This window comes from Nonomuraea glycinis (assembly GCF_035920485.1).
Classification (GTDB): Bacteria; Actinomycetota; Actinomycetes; order Streptosporangiales; family Streptosporangiaceae; genus Nonomuraea; species Nonomuraea glycinis.
The window spans coordinates 8726866-8751669 of record NZ_CP109166.1; the positions used below are offsets into that span (position 1 = coordinate 8726866).

Consider the following 24804-nt stretch of genomic DNA (forward strand, 5'->3'; position numbering starts at 1 on the left):
CACCGGCGGCCGCCGTCAACCGCCGCTGGCGGCCGACCGCCGAGTGTTCAGCTGGTCGAATCCGACCGCGACGAGGATGAGCACGCCGATGGCGATCTGGAGGTAGAAAGCGTTGATCGCCAGGAGGTTGCCGCCGTTGTTGAGTACGCCCATGATCAGCGCTCCGGTGGCGGCGCCGATCGCGCTGCCCCTCGCGCCGAAAAGGCTGGCGCCGCCGATGACGCAGGCGGCGATCGCGCTGAGCTCGAAGCCGGTGCCCGCGGTGGGGATGCCCGCTCCGAGGCGGGAGGTGAGCAGCACCCCGCCGAGACCGGCGAGCAGGCCCGAGATCATGTAGACCGAGATCGTCACCATGCGGACGGGGACGCCCGCGAGGCGGGCCGATTCCGGGTTCGAGCCGACGGCGTAGATGTAGCGGCCGAACACGGTCCGGGTGAGCACGAACCACATCACGGCGGTGACCACGGCGGCGATGATGAGCAGGTTCGGGATTCCCAGGATCGTGCCGTTGGCGATGTCCTGGAATGCGTCCGGTATGCCCTGAATGGTCTGAGCGTCGGTACTGACCAGGACCATCCCGCGGGCGATGCCGAGCATGCCCAGGGTCGCGATGAACGGCGGTAGCAGGGCCCGGGTCACCAACAGTCCGTTGACCAACCCGAGCCCGGTGCCGATCCCCACTCCGAGCAGGATCGACGCAAGGATCGGCGCGCCTGCGACCAGAAGCTGCGCGGTGGAGGCGCCCGACAGCCCGAGGATCGACCCGACCGACAGGTCGATCCCGGCTGTCAGGATGACCAGGAGCTGGCCGACCGCGATGATCCCGAAGATGGCGACCTGACGGGCGAGATTGGACAGATTGTTGGCGGTGAGAAACTCGTCGCTGGCGAGCGTGAGGGCGCCGATCGCCACGAGCAGCACGACGAGGCCGCCGCTCTCGCGTCCGGCGATGTCTCCCAGCGTGATGACCCGTCGCCTCGGCTCGGGCGCCTGGCTGGGCTTCGGCTCCGTCTTCGGTGCCGCCGTGTCGTCTGCTTCGCCGCCGGGCGGCCGGTTGGTGATCGTCGTGGTCTCGATCGGCTCGCGCCAGATCAGCTTAGGCATCTCGGCTCACCCCTCCTGGGTCGTCCGGCGTGGGCGGGGGCGCGCTCCGAGGCGCCGGGCCCTGGTCCGAGAGCGATGGAGAGCCGTCCGGACTCTCGTCTTCGGCGGCCGGGAGCTCGGCACCTCCGCCGCCACTCGCCAGGCGGAGCACGTCCTCCTCGGTGGCGGATCCGGGAAGCTCGCCCGCGACCGCCCCGTCGCGCAGCACGAGAATGCGATCGGCGAGTCCCAGCAGCTCCGGAAGGTACGACGAGACCACGATGATCCCCAGTCCGCTCGCCGCCAGGTCACCGATGACGGTGTAGAGCTCGCCCTTGGCCCCGACGTCGATGCCCTTCGTGGGCTCGTCGAACATCAGGACCTTCGGCTTGGTGAGCAGCCATCGGGCGAGCAGCACTTTCTGCTGGTTGCCGCCGGACAGCGTCGACACCGGCTGGTCGTAGGATCCGGCACGCAGCCGCAGGCTGTCGAGCAGCCGGTCCGCCTCCTCGACCTGTTCGCGGCCGGGCAGGAGACCATGGCGAGAGCCGCTGCGCAGGCTCGCGATGGTGACGTTCTCCCGGATCGACAGCTCCGGCAACAGTCCCAGCACCTTGCGGTCCTCGGTGAGGAGCCCTACCCCGGCGTTCATCATCGCGCGCGGTCCGGACGGCTTCACCGGCTTGCCCCCGACCTCCACCTGACCGGCCACGATGGGAGCGGCGCCGAAGATGGACAGCAGCAACCCGCTCCGTCCCGCCCCCAGCAGCCCTCCGATGCCGAGGATCTCGCCGGCTCCGACGTGGAGGTCGATGCTCGGCGAGCGGTCGAACCGGCGCAGTCCCCGGACACGCAGGGCGGGCGTTCCCGCGTGCCGGTGGGTCTCCGGATAGAGAGAGCTGATCTCCCGGCCGACCATCGCGGTGATCAGCCGGTCCTCGTTGTAGTCACTGATCGGCCCGTCCTCGGACAGCCCCCCGTCCCGCAGGACGGTCACCCAGTCGCCGATCTCGAACATCTCCTCCAGCCGGTGGGTCACGTAGAGCATCGCTATACCGCGCTCGCGCAGCCGCAGGATGTGCTGGAGAAGTCGCTCCGACTCCGCCTCGGTAAGCGCCGTGGTCGGCTCGTCGAAGACGATCACCTTGACGGAGTCCGCGGTCAGCACCTTGGCGATCTCCACGAGCTGGCGTGTCGCCGCAGGGAGCCGTTCCACGATCGTCTGCGGGCTGAGATCCGTCAGGCCGACCTCGTCGAGGGCCTTCCTGGCGCGGGTCTGCAGCCGGCTCCTGGCGATGATCCCAGTGCGCGCCGGAAGGCGGCCCATGAACAGGTTCTCCGCGACCGACAGGTGGGGCAGCAGGCTGAGCTCCTGGTAGACGGCCTGAACGCCGGCCGCGCGCACCGAAGCGGGGGTCGGTGCGGTGACCGGCCGGCCGTCGATCTCGTAGCCGCCGCTGTCCCGGCGCAGCGCGCCCGTCAGCACCCGGATCAGGGTCGACTTCCCCGCGCCGTTCTCCCCGGCGAGGCAGTTGACCTGGCCGGGGATCAGGCGGAGCGAGACGTCGCTGAGCGCCTGGACAGGGCCGAAAGCCTTGGATACGCCGTGCAGTTCGACGACTGGATGGACCATCATTCCGTCTTCATCGTCGGCGGGTTCAGTAGCTGCTTCACATCGGGCTCCATCATGTTCTTCTTGTCGGCCACGACCGCCCCGGGATCGATGTCACGCGGAGGAATGCGGTCGACCGTGGCCATTCCGGCCGCCAGAACACCCTGGTAACCGAAGAAGTAGGGGTTCTGCACCACCAGCGCGTCGATGGTGCCGGCGCTAAGCGCGGCGTTCTCCTGCGGGTCGGAGTCGAACGCTACGACGGTGACGGTCGCGGCGGCGTGGTTGTCCTGGATCGCCCGGGCCGCGCCGACACCTGAGGTGTTGTTGCCGGCGAACACCCCCGCCAGGTTCGGGTTGGCGGTCAGCGCATCGTTGACCTGCGACGCCGCGGTGTTGATGTCATTGTTGTTGAAGCGCTGCAGCGCCACCTTGACCTGTGGGCAGTTGTTCGCGAGGCCCTGCTTGAAGCCGGTGTCCCGATCGACGAGCGACTGGATGCCGGCCACAGAAGATTCGATCATGACACTGCCGCTCGTCTTGTTCTGCGCCTTGAGCAGCTCGCACATGCGCTTGGCCGCCTGCGTCCCGGCCTTGACGTTGTCGGTGCCGATGAACCCCTCCGAGGCGGTGGTCACGCGACTGTCCACGGTGATGACCTTGAGACCCGCCTTGCGCGCCCGGTCGATCGCCGAGTTCAGGGCGCTGGAGGAGTTGGGTGCGATGACCAGCCCGTCAACGCCCCTGGAGATGGAGTTCTCCACCAGTTGCACCTGCTGGTCGATGTTCGTCTCGGACGTCGGGCCGAAGGTGCTCACGTTGAGACCGAAGTCCCCGCCCGACTGCTTCGCCCCGGCGATCATCGTCTGCCAGAACGAGGAGTCACTCGCCTTGATGATCACGTCGATCTTCTTGCCGCTCGCCGCCCCGCCCGAGCCGCCACCCGTCGCCTGTCCGCCCGAACTCGTCGCCCGGCCCGCCACTACTCCGATCACCAGCGCCACCAGCGCGATGGCTGCGACCAGTGAGAGTGAGAAGACGATACGAGAACGAGCCATGACAACCTCCTGAAAAGGGTCTCAGACGGCAGTCACGCTCGGTCGTGTCTCTTGAGCCTGATGATGGACAAGCGCCAACGGCGGTGAGTGCGCCCCCGGAGAACTCTTCATTCAACAAGGACTCAAACGTCGATCTCTTCTAGCAAAGCCTTGGAGGCTACTGGTTGGAACTAACAACGAGAAAAGAACTCATTACTCACATCTGCCTCCCACCGCAACAGCGCAGGGGGAGCCGGCCGGGATCACGAATCGGAGGCGGTTCACCGCCTCCACGAGCTCTTGTGATCCGATCGGCCACGCGGTAGAAACAGGCGACGCGAGAGAGCGCTCTCTCGCGGTCCGGCGGTGTCACGAAGCGCTTCGGAAAGGACGAACCGATATGACGGCCCACCCCCCTGACACCACGAGGCGACGCTTACCGATCCGCCGGGTGTCCGCGATCGGTCTCGTGCTGGCGACCGCCCTCATGACGACCGGAACGCCCGCCACCGCTGCCACACCGCCCCACGGCGCCCCCGCTCTCGGGCCGAACGTCACCGTCTTCGACCCCGGCATGCCCGTCGCGCAGATCCAGGCCACCCTCGACGCCGCACACGCCGCGCAGGTCGACAGCGAGATGGGCACCGCCCGCCACGCCTACCTCTTCAAGCCCGGCACGTACGGCACTGCCGAGCAGCCGCTGCAGATCAAGGTCGGCTACTACACCGAGATCTCCGGCCTCGGCGCCTCGCCTGCCGACGTCGTCATCAACGGCAAGGTCGAGGTCTACAACCGCTGCCTGGCGGACGGCGGCACCGCCAACTGCCTCGCGCTGGTCAACTTCTGGCGCACCCTGTCCAACCTGTCGATCAACGTCAACGCGGCCGGCCAGGACGGCTGCCGGTCGACGGCGAACTTCTGGGCCGTCTCCCAGGCGGTGTCGCTGCGCCGGCTCAACATCACCGGCGGCAACCTGTCGCTCATGGACTACTGCACCGCCGGCCCGCAGTACGCCAGCGGCGGTTTCATCGCCGACTCCAAGCTGCCGTCCGTCACCAACGGGTCGCAGCAGCAGTGGCTGATCCGCGACAGCGAGGTCGCCGGCTGGTCGAACGGCGTGTGGAACCAGGTCTTCTCGGGCGTCGTCGGCGCACCGGACGAGACCGGGTTCCCGAACCCGCCGTACACCACCCTCGACGCCACCCCCGTCAGCAGGGAGAAGCCCTACCTGTACGCCGACGCGCGGGGCGGGTACCAGGTGCGCGTGCCCGCCGCCCGGAAAGGCACCCGTGGCGTCACGTGGGCCGGCGGCATGACGCCGGGCCGTACGCTGCCGATCGGTGACTTCTTCGTCGCCAAGCCGTCGGACTCGGCGCAGGTCATCAACCAGCAGCTCGCGCGTGGCAAGAACCTGCTGCTCACGCCCGGCGTGTACGACATCGCGCGGAGCATCGAGGTCAAGCGGGCGAACACGGTCGTCCTCGGCCTCGGCCACGCCACGCTCACCGCCGTACGCGGCTCGATCCCGCTCGTCGTGGCCGATGTGCCGGGCGTGGTCGTCGCCGGCGTGACCATCGACGCGGGTCTCCACAAGTCACCGGTGCTGTTGCAGGTGGGCACGAAGCACGGCCGGCACCGAAGCTCGCCGGCCAACCCGACGACCCTGTCCGATGTCTACTTCCGGGTCGGCGGGCCGCATGTCGGCAAGACCGGCACCGCGCTGGAGGTCAACAGCGACCACGTGCTCATCGACCACGCCTGGGTGTGGCGCGCCGACCACGGCGTCGAGGGCTTCACCGACACCCAGCGCTGGAACACCAACCTCGGCCGCAACGGCGCCGTCATCAACGGCGACCACGTGACCGCGACCGGCCTGTTCGTCGAGCACTTCCAGCAGTACAACACCATCTGGAACGGCGAGCACGGCACCACGATCCTCTACCAGAACGAACTGCCGTACGACCCGCCCACCCAGGCCGACTGGATGAACGGCGCCGTCGAGGGCTGGGCCGGCTACAAGGTCGGCGACCGGGTCAGGACACACAACCTGTACGGCGCCGGGGTGTACGTCTTCAACCAGAACAACCCGGAGATCCACACCGAGAACGGCTTCGAGACGCCGTCAAGGCCGGGCATCAAACTGCACCACATCATGACCGTCAACCTCAGCGCCGGCACGATCGACCACGTCGTCAACGGCACGGGCGAAGCGGCCGACACCACCAAGGTCGGCGTACCGGTGTACATCACCGACTACCCACCAACCCCCTAGACCTCTTTCGGATCAGTTCGCTTTTCCGGCAGAGCCATATCCACCTCCTGAGGTGCGGTTTCGGCGGGTTTCTCGTGGGGGCGGTCCGCCGCTCCCACGAGACTGCTCATACAGCCGCACCGCCGCATTGAGATCCCGCCGATAGGTCCATTCCTCGACGGGATACGTGCTCAGCACCGCGTTGAAGAAGTCCACCGCGCCACTCGTCAGGGCCTCCAGCACACTTCTCGTACGGCCCACAGCCGTACGAACACGGTCGCCGTCCACGAATCTCACGACGACCCGTCCCCCGGATGCTCGCTCCAGAGCGAGGATGTACCTACGTTCAGGGAAACGGATCACCACGTCCTCACCGGCCAGGAAACTCTCAAGATCCGTAACGATGAGGGACCAGAGCGCATCGATCGTGTCGCTCTCTTCGTCACCGAGGACTTGCACCCCATCGACGGTCAGCTCGATAGCTCCCTGCACATAGTTGTCCCGGGAGAAATGGGTGCCGCACTTTTCGACCGGCACAGATTCTCCTGGCTCAACGAGCACAGCAGTGCTCACCTTCGTCGCCATGGGCTTTGCGTACCTTTCGGGTCGGGGATCAGCTGATCATCGCGGCCGCACTGGTGTTCCTGTTGTACAGACGTAGGCCACCGGGGTCATGTGGTGGCGCGGAAGGCGTGCGCGTGCTCGGCCGCCCAGGAGCGGAAAGTACGCGCCGGGCGCGCGGTGATCTCCTCCACCGTGGTGGTGACCGGTGACGGGGCGAGGGTCATCTCGGCCTGGGCCTCCAGGATGCCGTCCACCACCTCGGGCGGCCAGCCGCGAGCCAGCATCTGCCGCCGGGCGTCGTCGGGGGAGGTCTCCGCCCAGCGCACCGGGCTGCCGATCGCTTCGCCGATGACGCGTACCTGCTCGGCCTGGGTCAGTGAGTGCGGACCGGTCAGTTCGTGGACGGCGCCGGCGTGTCCGTCCTGGGTCAGCGCCCGCACCGCGACGGCCGCGATGTCCCGCTCGTGCACCAGGGACATCGCGGCCTCGCCGTACGGGCCGGACACCACGCCCTCGGCGCGGATCTGCTCGGCCCAGCGCAGGGTGTTGGCCGCGAAGGCGTGCGGGCGCAGGATCGTCCACTCCAGGCCGGAGCGTTCGATCAGGTGCTCGGCCTGCCGTTCGTGGTCGCGTACTGCCGCCGATGAGAGGTAGACCACCTGGCGGGCGTGATCGGCCGCCAGCGCCAGCACCGCCTCCAGGCCCTCGGCCGAGGCGAACGGCCAGACCAGGAACACCGCCTCCACGCCTTGGACGGCGGTGTGCAGGGAATCGGGCACCGACAGGTCACCGTGCACGCTCTCGAGGTCGGCCGGTCCTCGGGTCAGCGCGCGAACCTCGGCCCCAGCCTCCAGCAGGTGCGCGGTCACCTGACGGCCTACAGTGCCGCTCGCCCCTGTGACCAAAATCCTTCGTGACATCCGACGCCTCCTTGATCGATCAACTGATGGTCAAAGGTAGGAGGCTCTGCCGAGATGGCCAATGATTCGGAAGCTGGAATTCATACGTGATCGTCTGAGTGATAACATCTCCACGTGGATGTGCTCAGCGATGTGATTGCCGTCATGCGCTCCGGACGGCCTCGCTCGGCGCGCGTCGCCTGGCACGCCCCCTGGGGACAGCGCTTTCCCGCAGCGCCCGGATCGGCGGGCTTTCAGGTGATTTTGCAGGGCTCGTGCCGGCTCATCCCACCCTCCGGCGACCCGGTCGCGCTCAGTGTCGGCGACGTGGTGTTCTTCCCCCACGGTCACGGGTACGGTCTCGCGGACAGCCCGTCGACGCCGCTGGCCGAGCCGGTCTGTGACCCGCTGGAGGACGCCGAACTGTTCACCTCCGACTTCGTCGGGCAGAACGGGCCTGTCACAGTGACGTTGTGCGGCGGCTATCAACTATCCCCCGGCCACACTCATCCGCTGCTACGCGACCTGCCCGAGACGATCCACCTGCCCGCCCGGCTCGGACACCACCCCGAACTGCGCGCGGCCATCGACCTGCTCGGCAACGAGATCGGCAACCCCCGCCTCGGCGCGGACACCATCGTGCCGGCGCTGCTCGACATGCTGCTGCTCTACATCCTGCGCACCTGGTTCGAGAACCCACCTACACCGGACAAGGCCACCGGCTGGGCTCCGGCACTGGCCGATCCAGCCGTCAGCGCCGCCCTGCACGCCATGCACCGCGACCTCGCACGCCCGTGGACCGTCCAGACTCTCGCCGCGCAGGCAGGCCTGTCCCGGGCCACCTTCGCCCACCGCTTCGCCACCCTGGCCGGCCAGCCGCCCCTGACCTACCTGACCTGGTGGCGCCTGACCGTCGCGGCCAACCTCCTGTGCGAATCCGACGCCCCGCTGGGCCAGGTGGCCACCTGCATCGGCTACACCTCGGAGTTCGCCTTCGCCAACGCTTTCAAACGCCAGTACGGCATCGCACCCGGCAAATACCGCAGGCAGCGCACCGCATCCGCCCGACCGTAGTGGACGACCGGGCTATCGGTCATCTGCGGGGGTGATGCGGAAGATCGGGTACCGCGCGGCGATCTGTTCGAGCTCTGCCAGCGGTGCCCGCGGGTCCACCTGGATGTGGGTACGGCCTCCCGGCGAGCGCTCCAGGTAGCGGCGCAGGATCGGGGCGCGGTCGCCGGGATCGACCTCTTGCAGGCGTACGGACTCGGTGCGGCCGTGCCGCAGCACCGCCCGCCCGCCGACCGCGCGGACGTTGTGCACCCAGTTGGTGTCCGGGCCGAGCATCGCCACCAGGTAGCGCTCCCCCTCGTGGTCCGCGATGACCAGCGGGAAGGAGATGGTACGGCCGGTACGCCGGCCCGGTACCTCCAGGGTCACCATGCGGTCCGGCTGCAGGATCCCGGCCGCGAACACGGCGGCCCAGGCCCGGTTGATCATCCGCGCCAGGCGGTTGGGGCGGCCGCCGCGATACAGCCAGTGGTCGAAGCGGTGCGTGCGCGTGGGTCGGTTGCGGCTCATGTCTGACTCCATGAAGATCTTGCCTGCGGGCACATAGTGGCCTCCACTCTCCTGTACGTTGTTCATGAACGTTGTACATGTACGTTGCTCAGGAGACCCTGCACCCCCTACAGTTGTCAAGTGCCTCCGGAGAAACTGACCCGCCAAGCCGTCGTCGAGCAGGCGTTGCAGCTCGCCGACGCCGAAGGGATCGGGGCGGTCACCATCCGCCGCCTCGCCACCGAGCTCGGCGTCGCCCCGACAGCGCTGTACTGGCACGTCAAGAACAAGGACGAGCTGCTGTCCGCGCTCGCCGACCGCCTGCTGTCCGCGCTTGTCACCGACGTGGCCCCCGACCGGCCGTGGCACCAACGCCTCCGCACGATGATCACCGCGCTGGTGGACCAGACCCGCGCGCACCCGTACCTGTCCGCCCTGCTGCCGATGATCGACAGCAACACGACCGAGGAATACCGACGGGCCACCGACATTCTGATCGGGCTGCTCACCGAGGCCGGATTCACCCTCCGGCAAGCCGACCAGACAGCCACCTACCTGGTCATGGGAGCCGCAGCCCTGGTCTCCTGCCAGCCCGGCGGCCTGGGCGGCGACGAGGAGGAGGCCGCGGAGCTCAGACGACAGCACCGCCTCGACCTGGAACGCCTGCCCCCCGGCCGCTACCCCCACCTGACCGCCTTCGCCACCACCCTCACCGACCCCCCAGACCTGGACGCCTACTACGCCTTCGGCATCGATCTCCTGCTGTCCGCAGTGGAGAGCACGGCCCCGAACAGGTGAGAAGCCCCTTATCGCCGCCTGCGAGAACGACCGAGGTGTAGGGATCGGCGGTGAAGCAGTTGTGTCGAGTCGGTGCGCATGTTTGGCTGGGAGTCTTGAACTTCCGCGTCACCCGGCCATTGGCTTGGCCTCACTTTCTCATCCGGGATAAGCGGATCTCTTTTCAGAGGGAGATATGCGATGACCAAGGAAAGCTACTGGAGCAGTCTCTCTGATTTCCTCTCGGACGCCCGGTTGAGCGGAGGATTCCGACGTTTGTACCAAGCGGAGGCCCTACGTGCGCTGGAGTTCAGTAGCGCTGTCGAACCCAGGTCACCCCGGGTCGATGCCACCTGGACCGACGGCGAAGTCGTGGGCGAAGAGATTTCATATAGCGTGGGATATGGCCCGCGGACGGTGGCATGGCTTTTCAAGCCGGCAAGACCTGCCGGCCACACCCTTCCCGCCGTAGTTGCACTCCACAGTCATGATTCGTATAAATTTCATGGCAAAGAGAAGATCGCCGATGGACCCGGTGGCCTGCCACAGGAGTTGTCTTACCTCCGACAACAAGTCTACGGCGGGAGGGCGTACGCGAATGAATTGGCCAGACTCGGGTACGTGGTTCTGGTTCCAGATGTTCTCATGTGGGGAAGTCGCAGGTTTCCGGCAGAGGAGCTACCATCTTCGATCTCACCTCCTCCGGAGAACGAATGGATGATACAGGAGGCGGAATACGGTGGCCCGTTGCAGGTGTCCTGGTACAACCGGCTCGCCGCAAGACATGAGCATGCGATTGCGAAACTATGCATTTCGGCAGGCGTGAGCCTGTCCGCTCTCATTGCATATGAAGACAGGGTGGCTCTGTCTTATCTGCTTTCAAGAGTGGATGTCGACCGCGCCCGAGTTGCGTGCATCGGCCTGTCCGGCGGCGGGTGTCGTGCGGTTCTTCTCAATGCCACTTCTCCGCACATCCGCGCAGCAGTTGTCGTAGGAATGATGACGTCCTATCGCCATCTTTCGCAGCAGAACGTAGCGTCCCATACGTGGCTGCTCTTTCCGCCGGAGCTGACCTCTTCAGGGTACGACTGGCCTGATCTCGCCGGCTGTCGAGCTCCTTCTCCACTACTGGTCCAATACTTGCTGGATGACCAGCTTTTCACACCCGAAGGCATGGAAGCCGGCCACCGGAAAATTTCGCGATACTATCAAGAGGCGGGGGCGACGAAATCGTACACCGCTCAGTTCTTTCCTGGCCCGCACCGCTTCGACCTCGAAATGCAGGACGCGGCATTCGCCTTTCTGGAGTCGAAGCTCGCCTTATAGGAAAGCCGAAAATCATCATTCCGGATCGACCGAACCGCACTAGATTTCTCAAGAACCCTGGTGCATAATCGGGACTCTTGGCTGACGCAACCACCGGGACTTTGGATCGCCAGTTCGACTGTCGTCGGGAGGCACCTTGAAGGTCGCCGTATTAGGATGCGGGAATGTCGGGTTCAATACCCTTAGGGCATTTTCGACCAGAGGGTATCAAGTATACGGTTACGATCCCCTCCCGCAGATGCGGGAGCGGGTCGCCGAAACATTTGGTTCCGACGCAAGTCTCACCGATCTCACCGATGTAGCGACGGTCGATGCGGTATTCATGTGTGTCCCTACGGATCCTCTCCCTCTGTCGGGAGCCGCAGATCTGACGATCATCAGGTCTCTTGTCAGGGAGTTGTCTCTTATAGAGTCGTCCAGCGAATGGAGCGTCTCGGTAGTAGTACAAAGGAGCACTTGCCCTCCTGGGACAGCGGCTCAACTGGCTGCGTCATTCAAGCGCACGCTTTTTGCGGTCAATCCGAGTTTCCTCTCCAAGGAAACCCAGTGGGAGGATTCAAATAATCCCCCCAGGATCGCGTACGGCGGGCCCGAGCAGGCCACCAAGATTCTCGACAGACTGTATGAGGAGTTCCCGGGCTCGCCTCGATATGTCAGCTCCAGCTTCGAGGCAGTAGAGCTTCTCAAATACGTCGAGAATACTATCGACACGGTTCTGATCAGTCTGTGGAACGAGTATCTGGCCTACGCAGATGCAATCGGGCTCGACAGAGCCTATTTCGTTGAGCTGTGCAGCGCAATAATCGAGCGAGATCGATTCGCTACAACACTGCGAGTGCCGGGCGGGGCTTTTGGTAAGTGGTGCCTGCCGAAGGACCTCAAGGCTCTGTTGCAAAGCTTCGAGCAGCACGGCGTGGACGCACAGGTACTCGAAGGCGCGGACGCGACCAACGACTCGGTCGTGGCGACGGTCGGTGAGAACCCTGTGCCGACCCGTAATCTTCTGAATCTCGCCGACGGCCGGACCCGGCTGGCGCCAGTTGCTCAGGACTTTCTCCTGAAAGCTTCGACACCCTTGCCGCGAGGCGGCAAGGGTGGATGAGAAGGATCGCCCGAAGACGTGGCGTGACTTTCTGGTACAGACCTCAGCGCAAGTCGCCGGCGGTGCCGTTCTGGCCATATTGATCGCATCCTTGCCCTACCTTGTATCCCAGTTCAGTGTGGTGACCACGGTAGTAGCGCTGGGTGCGCTAGGCTTCGGGACATCAGTCGTAGCGTTCGTCTTTGGCTTCAAAAGGCGGCACAGGCTTGCGAGGCAATTGATGCCCACCGAATCTGTCCCTATTACTCATGATGCGCAGTCGCCATCTTCTCCCTTTTTGCTGAACTTGCCGATCATAGGTCGAAATGTAGAGATCAACATCGACCTGAGCCTCGCGATGCGTGCGGACCATGAAGTGCGCATAGGATTTGGAGATCTCAATGCAAGGCGTGAGGCGCTAGGCCTCATGTCGTATTATGACGCCTTGCGATATATACCCGTATCTTATTCGAGGGAGACCGGAAAACAAGGAAGCTTTGTCATCGGGGTTGCCCCCATCGATTATTCGGTCTTCGCCATGATAAACGATCCGATGGCGCCTCCCGAGATTCGCTCATCGACGCTCCAGCGTCTTTTGGCACTGAAAAGAATCAGCTCTTCCATTCGTGCCGAGTGGAAGAGTGGGCATGTTGGCCTGCTGGGCTCACAGACGTGCCTTGTCACCTCCGACAAGAGAATTCTTCTCAGAAAACGCGGTGCCAACGTCCTGTTCGCTCGCGATCGCTGGGACGTGTCTGTGAGCGGTTTTTGCGGCAGAGACGACGTCCTAGGAAATGGGACACAGCTAGATTTTTCGCGAACCATAGAGCACGAGACGACGCGCGAGATCGGGCATGTCCGGGGAGATCCCCGCAGGATCCAGCCGGTGGGGCTGACCAGAAATCTACGAACCGGAGCTATAGACATACTGGCCTACTGGCAGATCGAATCGACGTCGATGGAGCTCGCCCGTCTTCTTACGATGAGACCGGGATCGATGAACCGCGTTTTTGATACCGAAATAAAGGCGATCGAACGTTACGTCTGGGACTCCAAGAACCTGATAGTGAACCTAGGGCGATCCGACATATCCTATGCTTGGACCAAATGCGGCGTCCAGGCAAAGGATTTCGAACCACAGTCGCTCCTCTGTATCGATCTGACGCTGGAAAGACTGATGGACCAAAAGAAGCCAAGCTTTCTTGACGCATGGGAAGGCATATAGAGTGTCCAAGTTCAAGCGCGTTTCCCGGAAGGTTGCGTACGAGAACCAATGGATTTCGGTTTTCGAGGATGTGATCAAGCGGGCGGAAGGCGAGGGTATCTATGCTGTTGTCAAGCGCCCCGACGCGGTGACCATCTGTGTCTCCTCTCCTTCGGGCCTCATCCTCATGCTCAACAGTTTCCGTTATCCCACCGGCGAATGGTCGCTCGAGCTTCCCATGGGTGCCATCGACGCCGGTGAGACCCCTGAGGCAGCGGCGGCACGGGAACTGCGAGAAGAGACCGGTGTAGTTGACGCCGGTCTGACCTTGGCCGGTTGCTTTTACGCGCTTCCCGGGCTCAGCGATCAGCGTGTTTACGTGTTCACGGCATCGGCAGCAGAGGAGTCCCTACGGTCGGCGGACCCTGCGGCGAGGGAAGAAGACCTGGGGAGAGCTGCATACATACCCGAACTGGAGATATCCGATCTCATCAAGCAGGGGCGCATCACGGATAGTCTTACGCTGTGCAGTCTCTTCTTCTCAGGTGTGCATATTGCTCGAAATCTTTCAGGACCGGGTTCATGAAGATGTCCCTGCCGTGTGATCCGGGTGGTGGGCCGGCGACGCGAGGATGATCTCCCGCGCCGCGCGGACCCTGGCCGCGAAGGCGACCGGAGCCCGGCCGATGCGTTCGGCGCCGGCGCGCATGACACCGGACAGCAGTTCCACCGCGAGGTGCACGTCTTCGGCACCTCGGCGACCAACGGGCCGGAGCCTGCGCGACCTTCTGTCGCCACAATCAAGCCTGAAGGGTACGGCGAGCGGGATCCGCCGCTCAGCGGGTCAGTTTGGTGGAGGTCTTGGCGGAGGGTGGGGGCTTGATCGAGATCTTGGTGCCCCAGCCCCGGTAGCGGGTCTCGACCTTGTACGTCCGGTCCGACCCCAGCATCGCCGCATCCCACGACGTGGTCAGGCGGCTCGGCAGGCCCTTGGCGTCGAGGGTGAGGGCGTACGTGATGTCGGTGTCGGGGGTGGCGAAGACCGGCTTGGCGGCTCGGAGTGATCGGGAGACCTTGCCGAGTTGCTTGAAGGTGATGGTCCCGCTGTAGCCGGACTTGCCGCGCTTGCCCTTCTGGACCAGGGCGGCGAGGGTCGAGGGCTCGGCCGCGTCCACCACCTGGGTCACCAGCCCGGTGACGGCGCCGCCGGCGAGCGCACTCGGCCGCTTGTACCAGGTCTTGCCCTTGGGCAGGCCCGACCGGTAGAGGCCGCCCGACGTCCAGAAGGTGCGGCCGATCATGATCGTCCGCTCGGGCTTGTTGCCCTTCCCCGAGGCGAACGTGCCCGTGATGTCCGAGGCGACGACCTTGCCCTTGCCGAACTGCAAGGTGCCGGAGCGCCGCACCAACACGCTGGACGTGCCGTCAATCACCTGTTTGATCGTCTCGCTGAACCGGACGCCGTGACCGGCGACCAGCTGCGCCTTCACCGCCTTGGCCGGGTCCTTGGGGGCGGCCTGGGCCGGAGCCGCCGCGATGAGCACGGCCGAGCCGGCCACGATGATCGGGAGAAGGAGTCTCATGGCGGGTGATCTTGCCAGGGACTGATCACGGCGGCGTTTCGATCCGACGCTCAGCGAGCCAGGAAGCTTCCATCCGACGCTCAGCGGGCCAGGAAGTGGGGGACGACGTCGTCGAAGAAGACGGAGTACTGGCGTTCCGGGGAGACGATCTCGACCTCGATGGGGCTGGTCGTGATGGCGGGCGCGTCCGTCGGCACCAGGAAGGCCTTGAGCTCGATGTCCTCGGCCCGCGCGACGACGAGGAGGGCGTCGGCGTTGTCGACGTGGGACACGTAGTACTTCTGGCCGGACAGCACCCACTCCTCGCGTCGACCTCACGCCCGGCATGTCCGGCCGGAACCGGCAGTGGGAAGATCCTCCAGCACTACCGGTGGTCGGCGATCGGCGGCCACGGCGACCAGGTCCTGGAGGCCACCGCCGTCATGCTGTTGCGCGCTCCCCGCCCCTGATCCCCCCAGGACCTCTGACGGCCGCCCCGCTCCCGAGACGGTCAGGTCGTCCCGGCAGGCGGCTATGGGTGGCCGGGCACGTCGGGAAGTTTGCTGGGGGCGGTGTCGTGCACCTGCTGGAAGATCACCGAGGTGCGGAAGCCCGCGATCTCCCGGCGCTTGCTGAGCCGGTCGAGCAGGAAGGCGTGCAGGTGGTCGAGATCCTGGACCGCGACGTGGAGCAGGAAGTCGTCGCCGCCGCCCAGCACGAAGACGCTGAGCACCTCGGGCATCGCGCTCGCCGAGCTCTTGAAGGTGTCGATGACGGCGCGGCTGAGGGGGCGTACCTGCACCGAGACCATGGCCTGGACGCCGCGATTGAGCGCGGCCGGGTTGATCTCGGCGTGGTAACCCCGGATGACGCCACGACGGGTGAGCGCCCTGACGCGCTCCAGGCAGGTCGAGGGCGCGACGCCGAGCGTGCGTGCCAGCTCGCGGTTGGACTGCCGCGCATCTGTCTGGAGAAGGCGGATGATCTCCGAATCAAGTTCGTCCATGTACGGGATTATGCCGCTGATTCCGATCATTCGTACGGCTGAACCCCCCTCCCACAGCCGCATGCCCGATGCTTGGGGAGAGGCACCGATCGGATGGCATATCCATGCTTGGCCACGAACAGGTCCTGATCTGCTCGGGCCCGCCGGTCGCCGTGCCCGCGTCCACGCTCGCCAGGGAGAACGGAAGATCCACCATGTCCTTGACCACAAAGCTGGTCCTCGTCGTCCGCGACGACCTCGATCCCGCGCTCGCGGTGAACGCGGCCGCGGTGGTCGGCCTCAGCCTGGGCGCGCGCCTGGGCCACCCGCTCGGCGACGACGGCACCGACGCGTCCGGCCGATCCCACGCGGGTCTGAACCCCCATCCGGTGCCCGTGCTCACCGCGTCCGCCGACGCGTTGCGGGACCTGCACGACCGCGCCCAGGCCCGCGAGGACCTGATCACGGTGGGCTTCAACGAGGTGGCCCGCCGCGCCCGTGACTACGACGACTATCTCGCCACATTGAAGAGCACGTCCGCGGCGGACGTCGACTTCGTGGCCGTCGCCGTGTTCGGGCCGCGCAACCGCGTGACCGCCCTCACCAAGCGCCTTCCCCTGCATGCCTGACCGGGGGTCGCCGGTTCATGGCCATGGAGTGCCGCCCGGCCGAGGACTTCGACCCCGCCACCGCCGTGCGCGACGGACCGGGCCGCCGGATTCTGTCGGGGCGTCCTCCTAAGCTGGGGGCATGGCACGGGCTAATGACGAGGCGGCCGCCGCCCTCCAGGAATACGCAGAGCTGTTCGCGCTGACGGGCGGTGACGCGTTCCGGGTGCGCAGCTATCAGAAGGCCGCCAAGGCGATCGCCGGGTTCCCCGAGGACATCTCGGCGGTCGACGTGCGTGGCGTGCCCGGGGTGGGCGAGGCGATCGCGAAGAAGATGGAGGAGTTCCTGCAGCGGGGGAGCTTCCGGCAGCTCGACGACCTGCGCGGGCGGGTGCCCGACGGGGTGCGTCGGCTGACGCGCGTGCCGACGCTGGGGCCGAAGACGGCGATCATGCTGTTCGAGGACTTCGGCATCGACTCCCCCACGGCGCTCGGCGAGGCGATCGCGGCCGGGCGGCTCGACGGGGTCAAGGGGCTCGGCCCCAAGACGCTGGCCAATCTGACCAAGGGCGTCGAGCAGCTCGAGCAGTCGGGGCGGCGGGTGCACATCGGGGTCGCGACGGGCGTGGCGGAGCAGGTGATGGCCTCGCTCCAGGCCGATCGCATCGCCTATGCCGGATCGCTGCGGCGGATGAAGGACACGATCGGCGACATCGACATCCTCGCCGTCGCACCTGAGTCGGTCATGGAGACGTTCCGCGCTCAGCCGTACGTCGCGGAGGTGATCGCGGCGGGCGACAAGAAGACGTCCGTACGGACCACGTCCGGCATGCAGGTGGACCTGCGCCTGGTGCCGGCGGAGTCGTGGGGCGCGGCGATGCAGTACTTCACCGGTTCCAAGGAGCACAACGTCGCGATTCGGGAGATGGCGGTCAAGAAGGGCTGGAAGCTGTCGGAGTACGGCCTGTTCGAGGGTGAGCGGGTGATCGCCTCGGAGTCCGAGGAGGAGATCTACGCCGCGCTCGGCATGCAGTTCGTGCCGCCGCCGATGCGGGAGGACGGCGGCGAGGTGCGGGCGGCGCTGCGCGGAGAGCTCCCCGTCCTGGTGGAGCTGCCGGACCTGCGCGGCGACCTGCACACGCACACCGACCTCACCGACGGGATCGCGTCGCTGGAGGACATGGTGGCGGCCGGTCACGCCCGCGGCTACTCCTACTACGCGGTCACCGATCACGCCCCGGACCTGGCCATGCAGCGGATGACGCTCGACAGGGCCCTGGAGCAGCGTCAGCAGGTGGCCAAGCTGCAGCAGCACTATCCGGACATGCGCCTGCTGCACGGCACCGAGCTCAACATCGCGCCCGACGGGTCCGTCGACTGGCCCGAGGAGATCCTGCGTGACTTCGACGTCTGTGTCGCCTCGGTCCACTCCCATTTCGGGATGACCCGCGAGGAGATGACCCGCCGCTTCATCGCCGCCTGCGAGAACCCGTACGTGGACATCATCGGCCACCCCACCACCCGCAAGATCGGCAAGCGGCCGCCGGTGGACGCCGACTGGGACGCCGTCTTCCGCGCGGCCGCCCGCACGGGCACGGCGATGGAGATCGACTCCTACCCGGACCGCTCGGACCTGCCCGCCGACCTGGTGCGGCTGGCCAAGCACCATGGGGTGAAGTTCTCCATCGACAGTGACTCGCACGCGATTCCGCACCTTGGTCATCAGCGGTTCGGGATCGGGATCGCGCAGCGGGCCTGGTTGACGACCGACGACGTGATCAACACCTGGCCGCTGGAGCGGCTGCTCACCTTCCTGGGGCGATGAAAGCTCTCGGGCGGCGAAGACTCTCGGGCGGTGAAATTTTGCGGGCCTTGCGGGCTCTCGGGCCTTGAAGGCTCTCGGGCGATGACTGCTTTCGGGCGATGACGGCGGTCCCAGGGTCGGCTGGAGCTCATCGGACAGACCCGCACGGCTGTTCCGCCCGACAGATTTTCGGGTATGCCCTGTTATGGCCGGTTTCACCTCAGGGGCGGCCGAGGGGTGTCGATGAGAGAGCGTGGAAGGATTAGATGGTTTACAGGTAGGAAATAGAGAGCTTGGGAGGTGGCCGCCGTGAAGCAGGCGCTGGAGACCATCGTGAAGCCGCTGCCGGAGCACCTGTTCGTGCGGCACGACGGCAATGCCGAGATGCGCTGGGAGAGCATGGCCGGCCAGGGCTACCACACCCCCACCGACCGGTTCTTCGTCCGCAACCACACCTCCACTCCCCTGATCGACGCGACCGGGTGGCGGCTGCGGGTGCACGGCGACGGTGTACGCCGGCCGGGCGTGTTCGACTACGAGCGCCTGCTGTCCATGCCGTCGCGGACCATCGACGCGGCCATCGAGTGCGCCGGGAACGGCCGCCGGTTCTACGGATCGCAGCAGGGAGACCCGGCGCCGGGAGCGCAGTGGGGGCTGGGCGCGATCGGGGTCGCGCGGTGGCGCGGGGTGCCGCTGCGGGACCTCCTGCGAGAGGCCGGCGTACGCGAGAACGCCGTGGACGTGGTGGCCCACGGGCTCGACGCGCCCTTCGAGGGGTACGGCCGCATCCGCAGGCCGCTGCCCGTCGGCAAGGCGATGGACGACGTCCTGGTGGCTTACGAAATGAACGGGGAGCCACTTCTCCCCGACCATGGATTTCCGGCGCGACTGGTGGTGCCCGGGTGGGCGGGAATCGCGTCCATCAAGTGGCTCGGGGAAATTGAAGTTTGTACGACTCCCGCTTTCACGCCGTGGAACACCGTGTTTTACCGGAACGTCGCCGAGCAACCGGTGAAGAGCGCATTCGAGCTCCCCTGGAACGCCGCACTGTCCGCCGGCGAGCCCCACGTGCTGCGCGGCAGATCGTGGTCGGGGCACGGGCGGATCGTACGGGTGGAGGTCAGCTTCGACGGCGGCGCCGGCTGGCACGAGGCTGAGAACCACGGCCCACACCTGGTCAGCGCCTGGTTGCCGTGGCACGTCTGGTGGGTGCCCGAGCGGCCGGGCGCGCAGGTGCTCATGGCCAGAGCGACCGACGAGACCGGGGCCACGCAGCCCCTCACCATGCCCCGGCATCCGTTCGGCTATCACTTCGACGCTGTCGTACAACACCCCGTTCACGTGGTGCGTGGTTAGAGAAATGTCACGGATAGCGGCTGAGCTGCGTAATCCATGAACCGGGTGCGCGCGGTACTCGAATTCATCTGAGAGACTCGCGCGGAAACGTTCTGGTAATCCATTCATGTGATGGTGAACACACCCGGCGAATAAGGGAGAGCAGATGCGCCAGCTGTCCGCGCTCGACGCGCAGTTCCTGAACGCCGAGTCCGAGACCACGGCCGCGCATGTCGCGGGGCTGGCGATTCTCGACCCGGCCGGTGGCAGCATCAGCCGGCAGTCGCTCGCCGATCTTCTGCTCGAACGCCGCCACCTCTCGCCGGCGCTGAGTCTCCGCCTCGTCCAGGTGCCTCTCGGGCTGGACCGGCCCTACTGGGCGCACGATCCGGACTTCGATCTGGAGCACCACCTGTTCGAGCAGACCCTGCCCGCGCCCGGCGGCATGGGGCAACTCGCCGACGCGGTGGCCGAGATCCACGCCCGGCGGCTCGACCGCGCGCACCCGCTGTGGGAGATGCACCTCATCCACGGACTGGCCGACGGCACGGTGGCCGTCTACACCAAGGTGCACCACGCGGCCATCGACGGCGTCTCCGGCGCGGAAACGCTCGCCGCCCTCCTCGACCTCGCCCCCGGCCGCCCCGACCTCCTCAAAACCCCCGAAATTCCCAACGAGGTCCGTGACGGAACCGACAGGCGACACGAGAAAGCCAAGACCGACGGGAATCCCAGGACCGACGGGGAAGCCAAGGCCGACGGGGACGCCGGGACCGACGAGGCGAGCCGGGGCGAGCTGGGTGACACGGGGGCGCCGAGCTTTCTGGAGATGCTCTCCGGGGCCGCCGTGCAGGCCGCGACCCAGCCCGTACGCACGCTGCGCTCCATGATCCGGATGGCCGGGGAACTGGACGCGATTCCCCTGGCCGCCAGGGTGCCCGGCGCGCGGCTGATCGCCGAGGCGGCCCGGGTGGCGGGCGGCGATCTGGAGCCGCGGCCCGAGCCGCCCAGCCTGGCGGTGCCGCGCACGCCGTTCAACGGCCCCATCAGCGCCGAGCGGCGCTTCGCCTTCGGTTCGGTGTCGTACAAGGATGTCCGGAACGTCGCCAAGGCCAACGACGTCCGCGTCAACGACGTGATCATGGCGGTGTGCGCGTCGGCGCTACGGTCGTGGCTGCTGGAGCGGGACGCGCTGCCGGAGGAGCCGCTGATCGTGGCCGTCCCGGTCGCGGTCCGTACGGCCGCCGCCAGCGCGCGGGCCGGCAACCAGATCTCGGCGCTGGTCACCACGCTGCCCACGCAGGTCGCCGGCGCGAGAGAGCGGCTGCGGGTGGCCGGGGAGACGATGAGCGCGGCGAAACGGCGTTTCGCGATGGCGCGCACCAGGTGGCTGGACGAGCTGTGCACGTTGCTGCCCGCCCCGGTCGCCGGTCTGGTGACGCCGGCGGCCTTCCGGCTCGCCTCGGTGGCGTGCCCGCCGATCAACCTGATCATCAGCAACGTGCCCGGCCCGCAGTTCCCGCTGTTCCTGTGCGGCGGGCGGGTCCTGTCGTACTACCCGATGTCGGTGCTGTCCGACATCAGCGGCGGGGTGAACATCACCTGCCTGTCGTACGACGGCATGATCGACTTCGGCATCGTGGCCTGCCCGGAGCGGATGGACGACGTGTGGGGCCTGCTCGGCCATCTGAGGACGGCGCTGGACGACCTGCTGGACGATCGGGTGGGCGACGAGTTCCGCGACGTCGCGGAAGGCTGACGGTCAGCGAATGCGGTCGATCAAAGCGCCGCACACGTCGCGGAGGGCGGTGTCGCCGGGCAGGAACTCCGCCATCATCTTCATGGCGCCCCGGGCCCGGCGGGCCGACAGGTCCAGCGCCGCCTGCCGGCCGCCGGCCTCCTCGACGAGACGCGCGGCCTGTCGTACGGCTTCCTCGTCCGTGGCGGCCGCGCCGACCACGGCGCTCAGCTCGCGGGCGGCCGGGCCTCCCGCGGACAGGGCCGCGATGATCGGCAGGGTCTTCTTGCCGCGGCGCAGGTCGCCGTGGACGGGCTTGCCGGTGATGGCCGGATCACCCCAGATGCCGAGGATGTCGTCATAGATCTGGAAGGCGACGCCGAACTCGCGGCCCATCTCCCAGGCTCGCTCGGCCAGCTCGGGCGCGCCGCCGAGCGCCACGCCGGTCGCGGCGGCCGCGCCCAGCAGGCTGCCGGTCTTGCCCGCGGCCATCTCCTCGTACTCCTGGATGGTGACCTCGCCGGGTCCGCGCCACGGACGGCTTTCGAAGGCCAGGTCGAGGGTCTGCCCCTGGACGAGCTCCACCAGCGCCCTGGACAGGTACGCCATGGGAACGCCGGTGCCGGCCAGGCGGTCGATGGCCAGCGCCAGCATGGCGTCGCCGGCCAGCAGCGCCGGGCCCGCGCCGTAGGCCCGCCACAACGTCGGCCGGTGCCTGCGCCGCTCGTCGAGGTCCATGATGTCGTCGTGCACCAGTGAGAACGCGTGCACCAGCTCCACGGCGACGGCTCCCGGCAGCGCCGACTCGGGCGGCGCGCCGACGGCCTCGGCGGACAGCATGGCGATGGCCGGTCGCAGGTGCTTGCCGCCGTCGCCGGTGAACGGCCGGCCGTCCACATCCGACCAGCCGAGCGCGAACCCGGCCATCCTCGCCCCCGACGGATGCAGCACCGAGACCGCTTCGCGCAGTGCGGGTTCGAGCAGGCGCCGGCAGCGAGCGATCGCCTCCGCACCCGCATGGACGGCGTCGGGACGGCTGGCATTCATGGCGCGCTCCTACTCGATGCGATCTTGAACTGCATGCACGATCATGTAATACTCCATCTAGCTTTGACTTTCGTCAGCTTATGTCCCGTTATGTGAGACAAACGGCTGAACTGAGGAGGCATGCACATGACCACCACCACCGCCTCCGTCAGAACCCTCCCCTTTCTCAGCAGGCTCACGAAGCACTGGCGCGTCCCGGTCAACGCCCTGGAGGAGGCGGGCGCGCAGGCGGACGGCGAGCTCGTCCGGCTGGGCATGGGGCCGTTCCGCCCTTACCTGGTGACCCACCCCGACCACGTCCAGCACGTGCTGACGACCAACCAGCCGAACTTCGTCCGCGAAGGCATGTTCTGGGATCCGCTGGCCCCGCTCGTCGGGCACGGCATCCTGTCCGACGGCGACAACTGGGCGGAGAGCAGGCGGATCCTGCAGCCGCTCTTCACCGCCAGGTACGTCAACTCGCTGGCCGAACGCATGGCGGAGAGCATCGACAGGTCGATCGACGAGATCATCGTGCCGGGACCACCCCTCGACATCGCCAAGACGATGTCCGCGATCGTGCACCCGATGATCGTCCGGCTGTTCTTCGGCGAGAAGATCTCCGTGGCCGACATGAACCGGCTGGGACCGGCCTACGACGTCGCCGTCACCGCCAACGCCATCCGGCACCTGCTGCCCTTCGTGCCGGACCGCGTGCCGTTACCGGGGGATCGAGCCTTCAGACGGGCGATCAGGACCGTCGACGAGGTCATCTACCGTCGCATCGAGCAGGTCAGGACGCGAGAGCAGGACGGCGACGACGTCGTCTCACGGCTGTGCCAGGCCCGCCGGGACGACGCCGGGCCCGACGGCGACCGGCGGATCAGGGACGACATGGTGGCCATGCACGGCCCCTCCACCGACACCACGACCACGGTGCTGACCTGGGTCTGGCCCGCGCTGCACGCCCATCCCGAGGCCGCCGCCCGCGTGTACGAGGAAGTGGAGAGGGTGGTCGGCGACGCCCCGGTCAGCGTCTCCCATCTGCCGGATCTGACGTACCTGCGGATGTTCGTCAGTGAGGTGCTGCGCCTGTATCCGCCCGCCTGGATGCTGCCCCGCAAGGCCCTCGCCACGGACGTCGTCGGCGGAGTCACGATCGAGGCCGGCTCCACCGTCATCCTCAGCCCCTACCTGACCCAGCGCCTGCCGCGGTTCTGGGACCGGCCGCTGACGTTCGATCCCGAGCGGTTCGCGCCGGGGAACGAGACCGGGCGGCACCGCTACGCTTACCTGCCGTTCATCGCCGGACCGCACGTCTGCCTCGGTCAGGCCCTGTTCATGATGGAGGCTCCCTTGCTGATCGCCGGAATCCTCAGGAGGTTCAGGCCGGTGGTCCACAGCGACGGCCCGGTCTCCCCCCAGCTCGCCTCATCCCTGCGGCCACCCGCGGGGCTGACGATGGCTCTCTACCCGATACGACGATCGTGACGACGCCGGCCGAGTTGTTCGCGGACGGGCGAACGTGCGCCCTGGCCGTGGCCGGCGCCCGCGATCTGGCCCGCGGCGCGGCCGCGCACCCCGGGCTGTTCCCCGAGAAGTCCTTCGACGGCGGGCTCTACTTCTCCCTGGCGCTGGCCGGCGCGTTCGGCTCACCCTGGGCCACCGCCGACGCCCTGCGGGCGGTCAACCGCGCCTCGCTGCTGGTGTTCGCCGTGGACCGGCTCATCGACGAGGAGGCCGCCTCCCGGGAGGAGGTCGCCGCGCTGGTGACCGAGTGCCTGGCCGTGGCGGGCGGCGGCGCCCCGGTCTCCCCCGCCGGCGCCTTCCTCGCGGAGCTGCGCGGCGAGCTGGCCGGCACGGCCGGTTTCCCCGGGCTGGAGCCGGCCTGGCGGGCTCAACTGGAGCGCATGCTCACCGCCATGGCCCGCGAATGGGAGTGGAGCCGGGCCGAGGCGCCGACGCCGGAACGGTATCTGGCCAACGCCGACAGTTGCGGGGCCGGCTTCATCAGCGTCTCGCACTGGATCTACACCGGCCTGGCCGCCGGCCCCGGCGACCTGGACCGGCTGCGTCCGGCGGGCGACCTGGTGCAGCGCTATCTCCGGCTGCTCAACGACCTGGCCACGCACCACAGGGAGAGGAGCTTCGGCGACCTCAACGCCTTCACCCTGGGCATGACCCGCGACGAGGCGACCACCCGGCTGGCGGAGCTGTCCCGCGAGGCCGCCGACCTGATCGAACCGCTGAGGAACGTCCATCCCCGCGCCGCCGCGTATCTCTGGTGGCAGATCCACTACAGCGCCGGCTTCTACGAGCTGACTGACTTCTGGGCGGACACACAGTGGTGAT

At 67.0% G+C, this 24804-nt stretch carries 24 protein-coding genes; 13 read left to right on the plus strand and 11 right to left on the minus strand.

Features of this window, described 5'->3' with window-relative positions:
• Positions 1-15: 15 nt before the first annotated feature.
• Genes OHA68_RS41130 through OHA68_RS41140 form a run of 3 tightly spaced genes read right to left on the minus strand, consistent with a single transcriptional unit; the run spans position 16 to position 3699 of the window.
• Positions 16-1104, minus strand: coding sequence for an ABC transporter permease (locus tag OHA68_RS41130; RefSeq protein ID WP_327105061.1), 1089 nt, complete (start codon positions 1102-1104; stop codon positions 16-18).
• Positions 1097-2719: a sugar ABC transporter ATP-binding protein gene (locus OHA68_RS41135; protein WP_327105062.1), complete on the minus strand. Its 1623-nt coding sequence runs from the start codon at positions 2717-2719 to the stop codon at positions 1097-1099. Before OHA68_RS41135 ends, OHA68_RS41130 begins: the two co-directional genes overlap by 8 nt.
• Positions 2716-3699 (minus strand): ABC transporter substrate-binding protein, encoded by a 984-nt coding sequence (locus tag OHA68_RS41140; protein WP_327105063.1) that lies wholly within the window; start codon positions 3697-3699, stop codon positions 2716-2718. Before OHA68_RS41140 ends, OHA68_RS41135 begins: the two co-directional genes overlap by 4 nt.
• A gap of 484 nt (positions 3700-4183) precedes the next feature.
• Here OHA68_RS41140 and OHA68_RS41145 point away from each other — a divergent pair, with 484 nt between their 5' ends.
• Positions 4184-6004 carry an adenylyl cyclase gene (locus OHA68_RS41145; protein WP_327105064.1) on the plus strand — a complete coding sequence of 607 codons (1821 nt, stop codon included), beginning with the start codon at positions 4184-4186 and terminating at the stop codon, positions 6002-6004.
• 12 nt (positions 6005-6016) lie between these two features.
• Here the strand turns inward: OHA68_RS41145 and OHA68_RS41150 are convergent, their stop codons facing one another.
• On the minus strand, positions 6017-6568 hold the full coding sequence (locus OHA68_RS41150; RefSeq protein WP_327105065.1) for a hypothetical protein: 552 nt from the start codon (positions 6566-6568) through the stop codon (positions 6017-6019).
• Between the two features lie 86 nt (positions 6569-6654).
• Complete coding sequence (locus OHA68_RS41155; protein ID WP_327105066.1) at positions 6655-7467, minus strand: NAD(P)H-binding protein; 813 nt, start codon at positions 7465-7467, stop codon at positions 6655-6657.
• Positions 7468-7581: 114 nt separating this feature from the next.
• On the opposite strand from OHA68_RS41155, the gene OHA68_RS41160 reads away from it, so the two are divergent.
• A complete protein-coding gene (locus OHA68_RS41160) occupies positions 7582-8520 on the plus strand; it encodes an AraC family transcriptional regulator (protein WP_327105067.1) in 939 nt (312 codons plus the stop codon).
• Positions 8521-8532: 12 nt separating this feature from the next.
• Here OHA68_RS41160 and OHA68_RS41165 read toward each other — a convergent pair whose 3' ends face one another.
• Positions 8533-9027 carry a nitroreductase/quinone reductase family protein gene (locus OHA68_RS41165; protein WP_327105068.1) on the minus strand — a complete coding sequence of 165 codons (495 nt, stop codon included), beginning with the start codon at positions 9025-9027 and terminating at the stop codon, positions 8533-8535.
• Positions 9028-9147: 120 nt separating this feature from the next.
• On the opposite strand from OHA68_RS41165, the gene OHA68_RS41170 reads away from it, so the two are divergent.
• The 5 genes from OHA68_RS41170 (at position 9148) to OHA68_RS41190 (ending at position 13980) form a co-directional block, all read left to right on the plus strand.
• Positions 9148-9804, plus strand: coding sequence for a TetR family transcriptional regulator (locus OHA68_RS41170; protein ID WP_327105069.1), 657 nt, complete (start codon positions 9148-9150; stop codon positions 9802-9804).
• Positions 9805-9984: 180 nt separating this feature from the next.
• Entirely contained in the window at positions 9985-11109 is a 1125-nt protein-coding gene (locus tag OHA68_RS41175) for a dienelactone hydrolase family protein (protein WP_327105070.1), read from the plus strand.
• A 136-nt stretch (positions 11110-11245) separates the two neighbouring features.
• Positions 11246-12211 carry an NAD(P)-binding domain-containing protein gene (locus OHA68_RS41180; RefSeq protein WP_327105071.1) on the plus strand — a complete coding sequence of 322 codons (966 nt, stop codon included), beginning with the start codon at positions 11246-11248 and terminating at the stop codon, positions 12209-12211.
• A complete protein-coding gene (locus OHA68_RS41185) occupies positions 12204-13415 on the plus strand; it encodes a hypothetical protein (RefSeq protein WP_327105072.1) in 1212 nt (403 codons plus the stop codon). The genes OHA68_RS41180 and OHA68_RS41185 overlap by 8 nt, the downstream gene beginning before the upstream one ends.
• Before the next feature lies 1 nt (position 13416).
• Positions 13417-13980, plus strand: a complete 564-nt coding sequence (locus OHA68_RS41190; protein WP_327105073.1) for an NUDIX hydrolase — start codon at positions 13417-13419, stop codon at positions 13978-13980.
• Here OHA68_RS41190 and OHA68_RS41195 read toward each other — a convergent pair.
• From OHA68_RS41195 to OHA68_RS41210, 4 genes are all read right to left on the minus strand, one after another.
• Positions 13975-14136: a hypothetical protein gene (locus OHA68_RS41195; RefSeq protein WP_189143406.1), complete on the minus strand. Its 162-nt coding sequence runs from the start codon at positions 14134-14136 to the stop codon at positions 13975-13977. The two genes, OHA68_RS41190 and OHA68_RS41195, sit on opposite strands and share 6 nt — an antisense overlap.
• Positions 14137-14230: 94 nt before the next feature.
• Positions 14231-14977, minus strand: coding sequence for a hypothetical protein (locus tag OHA68_RS41200; RefSeq protein ID WP_327105074.1), 747 nt, complete (start codon positions 14975-14977; stop codon positions 14231-14233).
• 80 nt (positions 14978-15057) lie between these two features.
• Positions 15058-15273 (minus strand): acyl-CoA dehydrogenase family protein, encoded by a 216-nt coding sequence (locus OHA68_RS41205; RefSeq protein WP_327105075.1) that lies wholly within the window; start codon positions 15271-15273, stop codon positions 15058-15060.
• A 215-nt stretch (positions 15274-15488) separates the two neighbouring features.
• Positions 15489-15962 (minus strand): Lrp/AsnC family transcriptional regulator, encoded by a 474-nt coding sequence (locus OHA68_RS41210; protein ID WP_327105076.1) that lies wholly within the window; start codon positions 15960-15962, stop codon positions 15489-15491.
• A gap of 194 nt (positions 15963-16156) precedes the next feature.
• Between OHA68_RS41210 and OHA68_RS41215 the strand changes: the two genes are divergently transcribed.
• The 4 genes from OHA68_RS41215 (at position 16157) to OHA68_RS41230 (ending at position 21447) form a co-directional block, all read left to right on the plus strand.
• Positions 16157-16570, plus strand: a complete 414-nt coding sequence (locus tag OHA68_RS41215; RefSeq protein ID WP_327105077.1) for a DUF2000 domain-containing protein — start codon at positions 16157-16159, stop codon at positions 16568-16570.
• Between the two features lie 121 nt (positions 16571-16691).
• Positions 16692-18374 carry a DNA polymerase/3'-5' exonuclease PolX gene (polX, locus tag OHA68_RS41220; RefSeq protein ID WP_327105078.1) on the plus strand — a complete coding sequence of 561 codons (1683 nt, stop codon included), beginning with the start codon at positions 16692-16694 and terminating at the stop codon, positions 18372-18374.
• 288 nt (positions 18375-18662) lie between these two features.
• Positions 18663-19709 (plus strand): sulfite oxidase, encoded by a 1047-nt coding sequence (locus OHA68_RS41225; protein WP_327105079.1) that lies wholly within the window; start codon positions 18663-18665, stop codon positions 19707-19709.
• A 145-nt stretch (positions 19710-19854) separates the two neighbouring features.
• On the plus strand, positions 19855-21447 hold the full coding sequence (locus OHA68_RS41230; RefSeq protein WP_327105080.1) for a wax ester/triacylglycerol synthase family O-acyltransferase: 1593 nt from the start codon (positions 19855-19857) through the stop codon (positions 21445-21447).
• Positions 21448-21450: 3 nt separating this feature from the next.
• On the opposite strand, the gene OHA68_RS41235 is transcribed toward OHA68_RS41230, so the two are convergent.
• The gene (locus OHA68_RS41235; protein ID WP_327105081.1) at positions 21451-22473 is read right to left on the minus strand and encodes a polyprenyl synthetase family protein; all 1023 of its coding nucleotides are present in this window, start codon (positions 22471-22473) and stop codon (positions 21451-21453) included.
• 126 nt (positions 22474-22599) lie between these two features.
• Here OHA68_RS41235 and OHA68_RS41240 point away from each other — a divergent pair, with 126 nt between their 5' ends.
• Complete coding sequence (locus OHA68_RS41240; RefSeq protein WP_327105082.1) at positions 22600-23943, plus strand: cytochrome P450; 1344 nt, start codon at positions 22600-22602, stop codon at positions 23941-23943.
• Positions 23940-24803, plus strand: coding sequence for a terpene synthase family protein (locus OHA68_RS41245; RefSeq protein WP_327105083.1), 864 nt, complete (start codon positions 23940-23942; stop codon positions 24801-24803). Before OHA68_RS41240 ends, OHA68_RS41245 begins: the two co-directional genes overlap by 4 nt.
• Position 24804 lies beyond the last annotated feature (1 nt).